The 16056-nt window shown below is 35.8% G+C and carries 17 protein-coding genes; all 17 read right to left on the bottom strand.

Translation table 11 applies throughout. The annotated features are described in order from the left end of the window. Positions 1–30 precede the first annotated feature (30 nt). The 17 genes from HXT44_RS02610 to HXT44_RS02530 all read right to left on the bottom strand — a co-directional run bounded on the left by HXT44_RS02610 (position 31) and on the right by HXT44_RS02530 (position 16006). Positions 31–1407, bottom strand: a complete 1377-nt coding sequence (locus tag HXT44_RS02610) for an LlaJI family restriction endonuclease (RefSeq protein WP_004110911.1) — start codon at positions 1405–1407, stop codon at positions 31–33. A gap of 13 nt (positions 1408–1420) precedes the next feature. After that, positions 1421–3382 (bottom strand): McrB family protein, encoded by a 1962-nt coding sequence (locus HXT44_RS02605; RefSeq protein WP_076002754.1) that lies wholly within the window; start codon positions 3380–3382, stop codon positions 1421–1423. Next, complete coding sequence (locus HXT44_RS02600; RefSeq protein WP_012914001.1) at positions 3375–4448, bottom strand: DNA cytosine methyltransferase; 1074 nt, start codon at positions 4446–4448, stop codon at positions 3375–3377. Before HXT44_RS02600 ends, HXT44_RS02605 begins: the two co-directional genes overlap by 8 nt. Further along, on the bottom strand, positions 4449–5168 hold the full coding sequence (locus tag HXT44_RS02595) for a DNA-methyltransferase (protein WP_004110918.1): 720 nt from the start codon (positions 5166–5168) through the stop codon (positions 4449–4451). A 26-nt stretch (positions 5169–5194) separates the two neighbouring features. Continuing rightward, on the bottom strand, positions 5195–5380 hold the full coding sequence (locus HXT44_RS02590; protein ID WP_012914000.1) for a helix-turn-helix domain-containing protein: 186 nt from the start codon (positions 5378–5380) through the stop codon (positions 5195–5197). Positions 5381–6433: 1053 nt separating this feature from the next. Next, positions 6434–6613 carry a hypothetical protein gene (locus tag HXT44_RS02585; RefSeq protein ID WP_119504731.1) on the bottom strand — a complete coding sequence of 60 codons (180 nt, stop codon included), beginning with the start codon at positions 6611–6613 and terminating at the stop codon, positions 6434–6436. Between the two features lie 269 nt (positions 6614–6882). Beyond that, positions 6883–8181: a hypothetical protein gene (locus HXT44_RS02580; RefSeq protein WP_116440570.1), complete on the bottom strand. Its 1299-nt coding sequence runs from the start codon at positions 8179–8181 to the stop codon at positions 6883–6885. Between the two features lie 547 nt (positions 8182–8728). Beyond that, the gene (locus tag HXT44_RS02575; RefSeq protein WP_012913997.1) at positions 8729–9358 is read right to left on the bottom strand and encodes a hypothetical protein; all 630 of its coding nucleotides are present in this window, start codon (positions 9356–9358) and stop codon (positions 8729–8731) included. 19 nt (positions 9359–9377) lie between these two features. After that, the gene (locus tag HXT44_RS02570) at positions 9378–9833 is read right to left on the bottom strand and encodes a recombinase family protein (protein ID WP_004110928.1); all 456 of its coding nucleotides are present in this window, start codon (positions 9831–9833) and stop codon (positions 9378–9380) included. Positions 9834–9942: 109 nt separating this feature from the next. After that, positions 9943–10248, bottom strand: coding sequence for a type II toxin-antitoxin system RelB/DinJ family antitoxin (locus tag HXT44_RS02565; protein ID WP_049762315.1), 306 nt, complete (start codon positions 10246–10248; stop codon positions 9943–9945). 5 nt (positions 10249–10253) lie between these two features. Then, positions 10254–10760, bottom strand: coding sequence for a GNAT family N-acetyltransferase (locus HXT44_RS02560; protein ID WP_004110930.1), 507 nt, complete (start codon positions 10758–10760; stop codon positions 10254–10256). A 421-nt stretch (positions 10761–11181) separates the two neighbouring features. Further along, entirely contained in the window at positions 11182–12120 is a 939-nt protein-coding gene (locus HXT44_RS02555; RefSeq protein WP_076002751.1) for an ABC transporter permease, read from the bottom strand. Further along, positions 12117–12896, bottom strand: a complete 780-nt coding sequence (locus HXT44_RS02550; protein ID WP_004110937.1) for a hypothetical protein — start codon at positions 12894–12896, stop codon at positions 12117–12119. The genes HXT44_RS02555 and HXT44_RS02550 overlap by 4 nt, the downstream gene beginning before the upstream one ends. Before the next feature lie 10 nt (positions 12897–12906). Continuing rightward, positions 12907–14013: an ABC transporter ATP-binding protein gene (locus HXT44_RS02545; RefSeq protein ID WP_004110938.1), complete on the bottom strand. Its 1107-nt coding sequence runs from the start codon at positions 14011–14013 to the stop codon at positions 12907–12909. Between the two features lie 416 nt (positions 14014–14429). Beyond that, on the bottom strand, positions 14430–14879 hold the full coding sequence (locus HXT44_RS02540) for a hypothetical protein (RefSeq protein WP_004110940.1): 450 nt from the start codon (positions 14877–14879) through the stop codon (positions 14430–14432). Between the two features lie 238 nt (positions 14880–15117). Continuing rightward, positions 15118–15258: a hypothetical protein gene (locus HXT44_RS02535; protein ID WP_004110941.1), complete on the bottom strand. Its 141-nt coding sequence runs from the start codon at positions 15256–15258 to the stop codon at positions 15118–15120. A gap of 175 nt (positions 15259–15433) precedes the next feature. Then, positions 15434–16006: a hypothetical protein gene (locus HXT44_RS02530; protein WP_004110943.1), complete on the bottom strand. Its 573-nt coding sequence runs from the start codon at positions 16004–16006 to the stop codon at positions 15434–15436. Positions 16007–16056 lie beyond the last annotated feature (50 nt).

Genomic DNA, 16056 nt, shown 5'->3' with positions numbered 1-16056 from the left:
ACAGAGATTCTGCAATAGTATTTTTTATATTTAATCTATATCGTACGTGCCACGGTCTTCGGCAACCATAGAATCAGTAGGCTTACGCGCATAAGATACTATTTTAGAAAGAGATGATTCCTTTGTAAATTTTATTTCCTTCCTGCTCAGAACAGACTCTATAGATTCTGCAAGTGCAGCCTTTTCCTTTATCGGTTTACCTGAATAATGGTACATTAGATATCTTGTATCAATCACAATTCCTTGGATTCGTTCATAGTATTTTTTGTTGCGTCTCCAGTCGCCAATTGCCTCACCAATGTTTCCAACAAAAGACGTCAGACTAAAATAGTTCTTTGCCATATTGTACGGCATGATGAAAGCATTAAATAGAGATTTCGCATCTACATTCTTATTCTTTTCCAAATATTCGCCATATGTAATTTGCTTATTGATTGACGAACCGTTAGGCAGATGGTCAGGAATCCCAGTCAAACCGTATTTATAGTACTTAGCGTCAAGAACGTAATATTTATCGTTATATATCATGATTGTATCCGGTATCAAAGGCCTCTTTTCTTTGTATTTGCCGTAGTCAAGCAACCATCTTGAACGAGGAAAATATTTATTTTTGTCCTTCTCTCCAAATGCTCGATCAATTAATTTTTCCCACACGTGATCAAAGTCATCTGTACCAAAGTAGAATTGCTTATCGGAAGTCTTCTCATCCATATACTCAAGCATGTCATTCATGCTACGAAATAAGGATTTCTTCCTATCGTCATTTGTAGTAGCAAGCTTGTTTTGGACAATTCTTATTGACGTCTTAATATCCGGATGTGACCCTGATTCCTCTGGCATATAGGGAACATACAGCCATCCAAGTCTCTTAAACGCTTCATACACACAGAATCTATTAATCTGCGTTATTTCTTTCGTGTCATTTGGAGTTGAAGATCGAACTTCAAACTGTGTAAATACAAAAGAACTCACACCATTTCTGCTTTGAACAAGAGGCATTTGCTTTCGTGCAGTTCTTGCCCAATCCTGCTTACCAGTTGAAGCAGTAGTATATACTTGCTCTTTCTCAACATAATAGGCGCCACCAATTGAAAAATAATATTCTATAACATTTTTATACGCATTGATAGGGAAGCCTACCAATTGTGGTGCTGTAAACTTATTAATTGCCAATAATCTGTCATCTTTTGTTGTAAATTCAGATAACACTTGTATTAAATGCTTTATGTCTGTTCTGATTTCAGCATCGGTTTTTGGCAACTCATATCCGATTGGAAAATAGACCATAGCATTATCAGAATCAGCTTTGATACCAACAAAACGATCACCATCTTCATTTGTGTTAACATGGCAGTGTTTTTTAATATCAAATTCCTTGATTGAATTTGATGCTGAGTCTAAATCCATATAAATCACCGACTTAATCTTCTTCTACATTAGCAAATGCATCCCTGACATTATCTTTAAACACCTTAAAGCGCTCAGTACCATTGGCATACATAAAAGCATGTATTACTTGTTCAAGACTTTGATATTTATCAACATCAAAAATAATTTCACGGTTGAATTTAAATGCATCATCCCAAAGATATTTTATTACCTTTTCAGGGAACTTCCTATTTTGTCGCATTGCATCACGAATCACTGCAATTCTGGACTTCTCATCATCTGTAAGGGAACCACTGGTTTCTTTCACACGAAGAGCATCGTATTCTTTCAGATCTCCCATAGTGTCATCGTATTTAAGGTCATGAACATGAACAAAATATGCTCCAAGTCTCTTATCCTCCGCAGAAGTCATCCTTGTACTATTCCCAACAACAATCTTATTGATTTCAACACAGAAATTTTTCCATGTTATTCCAGTGTCAAGGATTTCTGCATCAGCAAGCGAACTGTCGACACTGGCAAAATCGTTCTCGATAAGACGCATATCCCATCTGCGCTGAAAAGCTGTATCTAACGTGAAAACATTTTGATCTGATGTGTTCATCGTACCTATGATGGAAAGGTTTGAAGGAATACGAACCTTTTCTGTTTTTCTATCCTTGCCGTACATCTCCTCAGCAATATTCATATTTGTAATACCGTACTCACTTGTACCGATGGGATATCCGTTGTCATCAATATCACGAATTTCTACTTTACGGTCAAGCAACTGGAACACTTCTCCGAAGATAGCAGGAGCGTTACCACGATTAATTTCCTCAATAATAAGGATGTATTCCTTGCTCGGATTGTTATATGATTCACGAAGGATATTCGTAAAAGGTCCAGGAGTAAACTTATAACTTACCTGTCCATCATCTGAAACTGCTGGAAGAATCTGTCCAATGAAATCTGAATAAGTGTAGTCAGGATGAAATACAAGTCTTTCTACAACACTTCCAGGTTTGCAATATTCATGCTCAATAGTCCAACTCTTACCAGAACCCGGAACACCATATAGAAGAATATTACGCCCACTTACAACGCGATTATTTTCAAGCGAATCTTGTCTATCGGTCTCTTTATCTATATTTGCATCCTTGAAGCCTATTATTTTTGTGGCTGATAGCTGCAGAAAGGTTTCTACCCTTTTTTGATATTCCTCTAGATTATTAAACTGACCTTTTAATATCTGAACATCTCCATTATGGCCCTCAAGGTATGGGTTTAGTCCATCCGAAAGCAGAGATTTAAGTATTCTTAAAGAACCTTTAGCTTCTTCATCTCCATTTAAGTCTACATTATTTTTAGTTTGCATTAGTTTCTTATACACGTCGTTTTGATTAAAAATAACATCATTAGTACCATCAACTAATTTAAAGATTGCGCCTTCAGATATTGCAGTTAACAAGCGACTCAATCGAGTCTCTATCTGCTTATCATAATTAATATCAACACCAATCCACAAAATCAAAATACGTACATAAGCATCCCAATCATTGTCAATTAGAGTATCGATAATGTCAGCATTGACCGTATAGATTAATTTTTTGGGATACCTTATTCCACCTGTCCTTTCTGCACCAGCAGTTTTATCTTCATCAATAAAGCTGATTTTTGCTAACTTCCAAATTAGCTCAAAGGCTACTATTAGCGATTCCATTTGAGACTTAAATAGTGAATTATTATTTATAGCATCTATTACTGTATCAATGTTAATACCATCTTGTTTACAAATTTGTGCTAGTTTATTTTTAATAGCAGTTTTCAAATTTGGATTAATTACTATTTTGTCTCCACTTTGCACGGAATACTGAAGCTCAGCAGACTTAATAGAGCACTCCCAAAACAAAAGTATTAGCGCGACAGCACTCTTAACATGTGGGAGCGAAGATTTAATACCAAGCTTTAAATCCAATGCACTATAAGCGGACATATTATCTGGTCTATTCATCAATGTTTCCCTCCATAATATCATTTTTAATTACTCTAGCGATTGCTGATGCCAATAGTGGCGGAACAGCATTACCAACTTGTCTCATTTGAGAACTCTTACTACCAATGAATATGAATTCATCTGGGAATGACTGTATCCTGGCCGCTTCTCTTACTGTTATTGCCCGATTTAAAAAAGGATGAGTAAATTTGCCTGAAGAAGGTGTATCAAATCTTGTTGTTATCGTGACGGATATATCATCTTTTTTCATCCTGGTCCACGTACCACTATATATGGATTTAGTTAGATGCTCTTTTGGTAAAACTTCTTTACCGGCATTAGGAGGAATCATTCTCAATCTTTTTAATGAAAGTGGAGAGTGTTTTGTTGCCTTATGATTATACAAAAGGTTAGCATGTCCACGTAATTTTTTTTCATACTCGCTTTGAGGCGCATATCTGTATTCTTGCACCTCATCACCTTCTCCTGATTCTAAAAATGCCAAGTCGCTAATTGCGTCCCATATAGTTACTTTCTCATTCAGCGAGGATGGTAAAGACGGAGCAACCCCATTCATTTTGCCAATAATAACTGCTCTTTTTCTATTTTGTGGTACTCCAAAATCCGCGGCATTAAGTACTCCATGCTGCAAAAAGTACCCCATAGCATTAAATAGCGTCTCAATTTCATTAAAAAAATAACCTTTTTCAGCAGTAAGCAGGTTTGGGACATTCTCCATTACAAAATACTTAGGTTTTACAAGCTCAACTACCTTTACATAATATTCAAATAAAAAATTTCTTTTATCGTAGATTGTTTTCCGCTGACCTTTTTGCGAAAAGCCTTGGCAAGGTGGCCCTCCTATAATGACGTCAATCTTATTTTTATATGTTCCAAAAACAGCATCCAAATCAAGAGAGGTAATATCACCAACGACCATTTTTGTTGTTTTATGATTTTTCATATAAGCGTTTGCAATGGATTCATCATACTCATTAGCTAAAAGAACACTGAATCCTTCTTCTTCAAAGCCTAACGATAATCCTCCTACGCCTGAAAATAAATCTATTACCGTTGGTTGCATTTATTTGCCCTCTATCCTAGATTTAGCAATGTTGTAGTATTCTGAGTTTAATTCTATACCTATAAAATTGCGACCAGCTCGTTTTGAAACAACTCCCGTTGTTCCAGAGCCCATAAATGGATCTAGAATATTATCACCAGGGTTGGAAAGTATTTCTACAAAGTGCTGCATCAAACTTTCTGGCTTTTGCGTTGGATGTTTTCCATATTTTCTTTCGCTATTCGGAGTGACGGATGTTTCTATAAAATCATGAAACATAGCTCCACCATTGTTAAATGTTCCAGTCTTTGTTTTATAAGTGAAATACACCCATGCTTCTGTAGAATTTACAAAATGTAAATTCATATTTCTGGGCATAGGGTTAGTTTTATGCCAAATCCCTGTTGTCTTATAGTAAAATCCATATTCCTCAGCTAACTTTATAATCGTTTCAACTTTTATAATAGCCATAAACACAATCATAGAGCCACCCTTTTTCATGACTCTAGAAGATAGTTCAAAAAAAGACTCCATGGATTTCTTCCATTCCTCAAAACCCATGTCATCCCAACCTGCGGCAGCAAAAAAATTGTCTCTCATCTTTTTTAGATTAGTATCTCTAGTTTTCATAAAACTACCAAGATTATATGGCGGATCTGTAACAATTAAATCTATTGATTTTGCCCTAAGATTATCCATAGCAACAATACAGTCATCGTTGTAAAGTTCTATTTTAGACAATATGAATCACTCTCCTAACTTAACAGCTACTCTGCACTTTCTCCACTGGCAATCCATTTATCTAATTCCGAGCGTTTAAATTTCCAAAGTTTTCCTATTTTATATACTGGCATATCTGGTTTTTTTCTTATCCAGGTTCTCAGAGTGACAGTTTTTATCCCCAAGTATTCTGCCGCTTCATCAATGCTGATATAGCCTTCTTCATTTTTCATCTGTGTTATACCACCTCTAAATTTTCATCACTACAGACCCAACTACCATTATATCTGCTTTTTATAAAAGGTCAATGTATTTGGTTGTATTTGGATATATTTCATTATATTTGTATATATTACTAGATATTTTACATTATAAGAAATTGCCTATCTTTGACGCTGTAGCCTGTGAGCAAGTCGTGTGTACTTTTTACCGTTACCATCCTGTGCACTCGACCCTAGAGCATTGATATCTTCCCTCAAACAGCCAAACTGCACTCAAAAAGCACGCCGAGCCAGCTTACAGCCGCCACTCATTAAACCTTTTAACGATAGACCCTGTAAACCCCTGCTACACAAAGACAAAATTTGCCCAGTTAATCAGCTCTTGACATCAATACAACAGTCTCCACGTGGATTGAGAGACAAATATGAAATGAATAAAAGTTAATAGTTTTCAAAAGCTCGTGCTCGGGAATATGTGTGGGAATATAAGCATAACTAATACGTTAAGCTATTCACTACAAATCTAAACTATTCCTATCCAATAGGAAGTCGAATAAACTAATAGTAAGTATTCCATCATCCAAAAAGGTTTTATTCTATCTTTTACGATAATTATTTTTTCTTAAATGAATCATCAATATATAACAAGGACGCTTTTTCTTGATGTATCTTTTCGATTGAAGGAAGGCTATAGGCAGATTGAATATAATATCTTTTACTTCCAAGATTAGCTATGAAATCAACTTCTAACTGTTTCTTGATGCCTTTATTATTAATATTAAACGTATATTATATCTGTGAACAACATCTCGTAAACGTACGCCTCTTCCTATTTAGAATTATTTCCATTTCGGAATTTAATCTAAATACATTATGAAGAATAAGCTCATGGAACTCAACGCTATTTAGAAATCTATCGCAAAAAAGTCTCTGACCTCACCCAAGCTAGCCGTGGACACTCTTTAGAATAAATACATCGCGTCCACTCCACTTAGGAGTTGCAAAACACGTACTTGCATGATGTCATCCATTTAATTAGTCTCGCTGTCTAGTCGGAGAATTGTTTTACTTGCTTGACTTAATAAGCACGACTGCCCAAGCGATAAGAATCAGTTCCATTGCAATGGCTACTCCAAGCAGATGATATAACTCCATAATAGCGAAAGCTGCAATAACTGGAACCATTACGTTTGTTAGAATAGAAACTAGCTGCATTTGCTTACGACCGTTTGAACATTTACTCATTTAGATGCTTTCCTAGTAAGCTGGTGCATTTAGAATCACCAGGGTCTCAAGTGGACGATAATATAATAATAATGCTAACGTCCACTGATGAAATTCAACTATTTGAAACTAACGGTGCTAAAGTACCTCTCTCACTAATTAACAAATTATCATAGTTGGCGTGAATGGCATTCTGAGTGACGGTGGCACCATTCATGTCAAGAGGACGAATACTGTCATACTTTTTGTTACAACGTACCTGTCACCTTATCATTCTTCTTTTTTCACATTCATTCTGCCTTACCCATTGGTAAGTAGTAGATTTTACCGTCTTTAGAAATCAATTGCACATCCTCGGCATACAGGTCAGAGGTGTCCTGCGGATGTTTAATGGATTTGACTGATGCTTGAGCCGTTATCATATCTACTGTTTTTTTGTTAATCGCCCTAAAATTAAGGTCATCATCAAATAATCCAGGAATAAAATGAATGACGCGATCAATTCCATCTCTTTTACGCTTGATCTCATCTGTATCAATGCTTAAACGATTTACGGATGTCTGATGCCAGCCAGTCAATAATGCTTGAGTATCTTCCACCTGCTTTGTGTATGTCGGCAAAAGCGCTAGGCACTGCTTTCTTGAGACAGCCCCCAGATGAAGCGTATACCTCAAGTCGGAAATCTTATACAGCACATCAAGCAATGCTTTTTGGTATGTATACCAGTTTTGCGCTTCTTTTAATTCCTTTTCATAAGATGCATAATCCAGGTCATTTTTCTTTGTAAAGCCCGCCAAAGTTAAATTAACCTGACCAAGTAACTGAGTACATTCTTCTTCTAGATTATCGAGCTGCGCAATCTTTGACAGTCTCAATTCATCATTCTCAAGGATCTCTACTTGAAAGTCGGCAATTTTCTTAACATGAGCAACAAGTGAAAAAATCCGACTTCGAAATTCGTTATCTTGGAAATCAGATATTTTTGAAATTCCATCACGGATTGCTCCAAGCTCTGCATTTATCTGCGTCATGTAATACTGCCCAACAACAATTGATGCCAATCCCATGGCTACACCCACATTATTCGCTACTACATTTTTAGCTTTAACCGCTACAAGGTTTGCATGACCCTTGATTCCATTAGCACCAAAATAGAGTCCTCGAACCGCTCCTTCCATAGCCTTAGAATTGGTAAGTTTAGCACCAGCCGGGATTATAGCGCGATACAAAACCTCGCTTCCCGCTTTTGCAGTTTGGACTGCATTGGAACCTGCTATACTAGCTTGCACCAATCCGGAAAACAAATTGTTCACACGCCCCAGAATTTTACTATCAGTTATCTCCACCAGCTTACTATCATCAGATATTGCTTCTACCGGAAGCATTTCCATCTGAATGACAAGTTCATCGAGCTTTTGATCTGGCTGAGATAATTTACTTGTTTTCTTTACTATCATCGCACTATTATTCAAATCAGAGCTATTCTCGTCTTTGGGAATATTTGTTTTCTTTAGCCTATTAATTAGGAAAGCAGCAATCATCACCACTGCCACAATACATATGCCAACTACAACATACTCTATATTCAAAGTTCCTCCTTTTAACGTTCTATAATAGGAATAGTAAATTTTGCGAATAAATCAAGCCTCACCAATCTTGATATCTATCTCACGACCACAACTACCCGACATCTAACCCGGCAACTCCATTTATTGACATCTATCTTGGCAACTCTACCATCACACTCTTGGTTGGTTCTCCTTTAGATAAATTTCCGCAGAGTGTTTTGTCTGCCCAATTCCGAAATCCCCCGATTGCCAGAAAACCGCAGCGTTACCGAGCTTTTGCGGCTATTTTCTGTCACTCTCAACATCAAAACAACACTCTCCATGTAAGATTATTAGGCTATTTTGAAAAATTAAATATCTCTGCAAAACCCATTTGATTTTATAAAAACTATAAGATTTCTGTTGTTTCGAGCATATAAGTTTTGATTAGACTAATGTATATATTATATAAACTATTAATCTTTTTTAGAGATTTATCGCTCGAAATATTTGTCCAGCATCATCTGCAATTTTTTAATTTGCATAGAGTTGCAACTTTACAATAACAGTATACTTATTTTCATTAAACCTAATTTATTTTATCTGCAGCTGGATCAACTTCACAGAAATGATCTGGGTTTCGCTTACATTGCAAAGCAGGCACTTTTTTTGTAACCTCACGTTTTGTTTTTCCATTAGGATATGTTGTATCTCTCCATTCTACAGCCTTATTGAAATATTTCATTGTGCCACCACATATAGGGCATTTTTCAATATGAATTTTTTCTATCGTAAGTTTTCTTCCAAGACCACTAATTGCATAATTAAAGAATAACGGATGCCTAGTTTCTCTTTTAGTAATATCTCTTAACCATACAATAATTGCCAAAAGTATAATTATTACTATAGCTAAGATTCCCCAATATATAATATTATTGTTTGCATTTATTTGAATACTTTTATTGGTAAATAAATTAATTAAAGGTTCAAATAGTTTATAAAACGGGAAAATTCCTATCAGGGAAATAAAGATTCCCATCCATGATAGAATTGCCATTGTTATAGGGCTTCTCCAAACAGGTTCAGGCGTATATGTCGCAGTTTTTCCCGATGAATTCCCATTAAAATCTGTATTGTTTCCGGAAACAATATTAGTGGGTCCATTAAAAACATTCCCTGAAACGGTGTTAATATTTGATTTAGAAAATTTATCTTTCATATACATTCTCCTATGATCTTCATCTTTTCGAACTATATTTCTTAGACTTGCGTTTGACCGTTCCGTCCTCTCCAACTTCCACATTACTACGAACCGCCATCTCAAGCTCAACGGCTTCAAACTTCTCTTTAGAAATAATGCCTGCATTCAGCATGCCATGCTTATCTTTCTTATAACCATAACAAGCCCTACTATAAAGACCCGACGTGCCATCTTCTGCTCTACGCCTTAATCCCCAAACAATATTCTCGCTACGCCAATCATTTTCAGCCTGACAGCACGCTTGAACCACACTGATTAAAAGTTCATCATCGACAGTTTCCGTATCAATCTTATCGGTCTCAAAGATAATCCTTGTACCACATGATCGAATCTTTCTAATAGCCTCTAAGCCTTCTTTCGTATCACGACCAAAACGACTCACACTTTTAGTAAGAATAATATCAAGATTACCTTTCTCACACTCATCAATCATTCGATTAAATTCAGATCTTGATGAACCAACCTTCACAGGGTGGGTGCACTTTTTAACGATAGAAGCGAGCAATCACAAAAAGGTTTAATTTTCTAAAACCAATCTCACATCACGACTGCCAATCAGCATTCAAGCTCTTCAAAAAAACATCATCTATCAGATAGCTATCACCACGAACCGCCTGATCATATCCTTTAACCATCAACGCATTAAACGTTTTCTCATCCATAGCATCTTGTGCTGTAAGAGACTTTGGAATAGTAAGCGAAAACAGAATACCATTATTAAGAATGATTTGACGATAAAACATGTCAATAGCCATAGCTCTAGGGACTCCAATCGTTTCCAAAATTCGATCTGCCTGCTGCTTAATATTTTCTTGTATTCTCACATTCACATTCGCTGTTTTTAATATTTTTCCTATATATTAATCCAATACCTTCTTGTTGTAACGTTTCCTCTTGATAAGTTATTTTTCACTTTGTTTTCTAAAATTCCACCATTATTTTCTATAACTTTTATCGATCCGATATTGTCATCATCACACGTAATCAAAACCTTATGCAGATTCAAAGTCTCTTTACAATATGTAAGTGCCATAGAAAGCATTTTTGTTCCATAGCCCTTCATGCATTCAGATTGTCTAATTTCGTATCCTATGTGACCACCATAGTTAATTAAAAAAGAATTTAATTCATGCCTAATATTAATTTCACCAATAAATTTTTCATTATCTATCAGCCAAAACGTAGTAGCTCTAACATAATTTTCAGGCAAATTTATACCATGTTCAATATTATAAGAACTCTCTATAATTGTTTCGGGGTTTATAAAACGTCTTTCTGCATTCGGCCTAAAAATTTCATCTTCTTCATTTGCTTCTATATAACCTTGGATATATTTACTATCTGGTCTAATTAATTTCATAAGTTCTCCTTATTCTTAATATGTGATTCTAATAAGAATACAATTCTATTAAAATTAGAGTCCATAATAGTCTGTTTAGCTTTAATAGTATTACTGTTTAAAAAAACCACACATACAAGCTTTATTAAAGAAAAATTTTTTTATTTTTTCTTTCAATTAGTGCGAGCTTTTCAAATCCATAAAATTTTTCTTTTCCATAAAGCACAGCTTCTACTAGAAAAATAATGTATGATACAGCCAAATATACAAACAAAAAGTGGGTGCACTTTTAAACGATAGGAAATATCGCAAAAAGGTTTAAGACCTGCTTAATAGCTTGCTGAACAATCTTACGCAATAATCAACATGCCACTAGCATTACACCCACTCTCCATACGCGAATTTAATCTTTATATAATTAACTAAATCCCATATTTATTACCTAAAACCCTATATTTGTTAAAGTACCTTTACGCTGTTGAACCGCCACACCAACATTCCATATAATCACGCCAACAATTGCCCATAACATGCCAACAACAAGAATCACAAGTAGCGATACGCCAACATTTACAGAACCATCAACTATACTACGAGATGCTTGAGTAACATGAGTTACTGGAATCGCATATAACACGTATTGCATCATCTTAGGAAATACGCTAATTGGAGCAATCACACCACAAACAATAGGAAGTATTGCACTAAGCGCGTTAGAAATAGTATAAACATCATTCATCATCATGCTTATAGCAGCTACAGCAATACCAAATCCCGTAGAAGCAACAGGAACAATAAGGAACAACAGCATCAACGCACTCATATTAATCATCAAGAAAGCACTCGGGCTTACTACAAGCATTGTTATAAACAAAGTCACAGCATCACTCACTAAAGAAATAGTCACGAGCGCAACAATACGGCCGAACCATAATGGTAATGCAACTTTCGCGCTTGTAAGCACGAATGGTGTTGTTCCTTCAAAACGATCCCATGCTAGTGCTTCTGACACAGTCATACTTGTGGAAATAGAACATGCACACATCACAGCAGCAAGAGTTGAAGCAATCAAACTATGATTAAAACCAGCGCTAGTTGCAGCACTAGCTGCTCCATTGAATCCTCCACTTACAGCCCCAGCTAGAAAAACGTATAAGAACGTGGATAAAAGAGGCTCAATAATCATACGAATAACAGCAGTATTCCAACTATTTAAGCTAGGTATACTCTGTATACTCACTCTTGCGCCAGTTCGTATACTAGATAACACGCTCACGTGACCATACTGAGAATATTGATTATATTGATGCAATTCAGCGTACTTACTATTTTTAATAATTTTATTTTGCATAGTTTCAACCTGATTATTATTTCGTATCATATTATGTTCAAACTTCCATTAAGCGTTGCAAGTCGAATAGCATGACGTAACATAAAACCTGCAATAACAAGCAGAACGCTGGATAATACAACGCATAACACAATTGCTAACACAGTAGTAGTATTAAACGATTGCGCATGAACCACCCACACTGCAGACGTGAGCGGATGAATAAACGCAATAATGCGAGCAGGCAATGGCATTGATTCTACAGGTATCACTATTCCACAAAGCATCCATACAGGAATTAAAATCAAACCTTCATAAACTGTAGCTTTACGGCATAATACAAAAATTCCAGATAATAATGCAGCAGAAGCTACGCAAGCAAGCATAGAAAGTAAGTATCCAACTAACTGCGTGAATGTTATCATAAAGAAACCATGGCAGAAAACAGCAACGGTAATAATCGCAAGCGGCATACCAATGCACCCAAGTAAAGCTGCGGATCCTACAATAGGAAGAAACACTTCAGAAGGTGAGATAACACTTAAAGTTAAATATTGTAATGTTCCTAAATAACGCTGGTATCCAATAATTCCAACAGCAGTAGTTGTAGCAGACCATAATCCAGCTATAGAAGAATCAACCCAAATATTATTAAGGAAGTTGGCACAATTATGAGAAAAACCATAGTATGCAACAATTTTCATCAACGCAAAACATACTGGAGCAAGTATCGCATTTTGCAAGAAAAACGTTGTTTTCGCTAAGCTTTTAAGCTGAAACCACATGCCACGAATCACAGAAGCGCATGAACGAGTAGAAGTATTCATATTAAGCCTCCTACTTACTCAATGAAAGTGAAGAAGACGAAGAAGACGACGTAGCAGCAGAAGAAGTAGAAGTATTTGATGCAGAAATATTATCATTTTGCACAATAGCAAGATACGTTTCTTCCAAACTTGCAGCGCGATCACCTAAACGTGTAATCCCATCAACAGGAATTTTAACATTTCGTTCTTGAGATAATGCTTTGCTCCACGCGATAGTAATATTTAACACTCCATGCGATTCAAAAACATCACACCACAACACTCCATCAAGTTTTTGCAATTCTTCCTTAACACTAGGAGTTCCACTTGATGTTTCACCTTCATACGCGTACATTGTTACATGATCAATATGCTGCAAAGAAGCCAACTGCTGAACACTTCCCTGAGCAATAATATTACCGTGATTTATTACAGCAACAGTATCAGCTAATTTCTCAGCCTCACTCATCTCATGCGTAGTTAACAAAATCGCTATTCCTTGATCTCGTAAAGCATGAATAATTTCACGTACTTTCCTAGCATTTTCAGGATCCAAACCAGTGGTAGGCTCATCTAAAAGCATAAGATCCGTTCTAGCAACCAGCGATCGAGCAATATGCAACCGCTGCCACATTCCCCTTGAAAAAGTTTGAACAGCATCATGAGCTTTATCAAGTAAATCAACTTGCTCAAGAGCATCGTGAATACGCTTTCCTTGCTCCCTATATGGAACAGCAGAAAGATCCGCAAAATAACGAAGATTATCTAATGCACTTAACTTTTGATAAAATCCTCGCTCACCTCCAAGAAGTAACGACACATGCTTACGCGCTTCTCGAGGATTACTCACAGCATCAATATTGGCAATACGAACACTACCACTATCAGGAGCTAACAACGTACCAACAATTTTTACGGTAGTTGTTTTACCTGCACCATTAGGGCCAAGCAAGCAAAATATTTCACCAGAATGAATATCAAAAGATACGTTATGTAAAACTTGGCGAGTTGTCTTCTTACGACCAAATCCACGAGAATAAGATCTTGTTATATTATCAATACGCAATATTAAGTTGCTAGCTGACTGCTTATTATTGTTATCGCGACTATCAGTTGCGTTTTCTATATTATTATTCATTATTATTACTTCGTTCTTACGTGTTATTAAAGCTTAATTTTTACTGTTATTGAATAAATTTCAACAATGAAAATTAATTAGATAAAGAGATAACGCTTGCTTACAAGAACGATAAGAACGCGCAAAAACATGCAAAAAAAAAACGTACAAAAACCAACGCGCATGCGCAAACATAATGAAACAAAACACCATGTGCAATGCGTGTTTAATACTGCTAAAGAATATGTATCTTAAGCTGTTTTATGTGCTTTTATATGCCTTTCAAACCGTTCTTAAGACTAGCGATCATTTGGGCAGTCATAGCGCAACACCTCATAAACTTAAATGTGCTTTACGTGGAAAATTATATTAGCATTCCGCAAAAAACTCAAATATAAGCAATCACAAAACATTTGTTTAACATGTGCAAAATATTACTATTTCTTCTTATAACCTATAGCAACATTACCTGCTTTATTAAGCCCTGGTACTTTAAGAACACAAGAGCTTGACTTACAAGAGCCTGGCTTGTCTTTTAAATCAAATTTTCCAACTAAAAATAAAGCTTTAAGTCCTGGACCAGGTAAATTGAACGATGAGTCAACTAACTTAATACGCTTATCTCCAAGAGTAACTTTAGACAAATCATAGTGAGAATCAAGAATGTCTCGTGACACAAAGAGATACAATTCATCCTTATTTATATAGTTTTCTGGTATACGAAACTCTTCTTGAGACACCGCCACCGTCTCCCAATGATACGACGCAAGCTCCGCCTTCTCATCATCGTCGGCACATCCCGCAAGAGAAAAGAGAGTACCTAGCAGCAGAAGCATAACAAGACAACTTTGAAAAATGGTTTTACAAAAAATAGTTTTACTTCTCATAACACTACTAGCCTCCTTTTCGTTAACACGACTCTGTATCAAATGATCATAAAACAGATTATTAAGTAAACAAGATCTACCATTCGCTCTGATTACTGTAATAATCTTAATAAATATATTATTTTTTTTATTAATTTGTCTAGATTATTGACACTAATCTCTTCATTTACTAGCAAACTATAATTTTTATAAACAGCAAGATTCGCAGAGCCAGAGGAACCAACATAATTGTGAGCGTTTAATGCTTCCAACAATATTCCCTCATAAACGAAGCAATTACCTGCAAATCTTCACCTTCATAATACCCAACAAGCAACTTCTTAAACTCAGGAACCCTATTTTCTGGAATAACCAACAAGCCATTACCATGAGAAATCAAACAGTGTAGGGAACTTTTTTACAATTATTTAACCGATTTGATCCCCAAAACATAAACAACTAAATTAATAATCACTCGACAGCAAAATAGTCTTAATGCTCATTGCAGAATGGAAGTTAATATTGGGAATATTGTAGGAGTGTAAACATCCAAGACAATTGTAAACAGAGAGTTGTTAATTTTTTTGTTCAATAATTTTATCGGTAAATGCCTTTAAAAATTCTCTAGAATTACTCCAGCCTGCGCCATTGTTTAATCCCGAGAAATCAAAACCAGATATTTCATCTAACGCTTTACTACAAACCCATTCATACATTCCAGCCTCTTTGCTTTTATATATTATTAGGAACAATGGTTTCATTGCTTTTTTACCCAACGACACAACACTCTTGTATTGCTTAGAATATACTACATCGTTATACCACCCTGTCAGCCGATAGTATTTATCTTTGACCCCCTTTTCACCAATCTCGTCGCATAGATTTTGTAACTGTTTAGCAACATACGTGAGAACCTTTTCATCTATGTTTTTTATGAGCAAAGTTTCATCAACACCATTTTTACTTACCTCTTTCCAGTCAACATCTTCATTATTTTCTGAGTGTCTTTCATTCCTTGCAGACTTTTGATTTTCTGTTTTTACTTCTCTATTATTATCACTAAAATTATTCTGACTCTTACAACCTGAAATAAGTGACATAAGGCAAACTACCATAGTCAAAAAAGCATAATGCTTGATATTCTTCATTTATGCCTCCTCTACAACTTAATCTTTACCTAATTGCAGCTACGATTCTC

The sequence above is a fragment of the Gardnerella sp. DNF01198P genome (genome assembly GCF_049244165.1).
GTDB lineage: Bacteria > Actinomycetota > Actinomycetes > Actinomycetales > Bifidobacteriaceae > Bifidobacterium > Bifidobacterium swidsinskii.
This window is presented reverse-complemented; position numbering and strand designations above follow the sequence as displayed.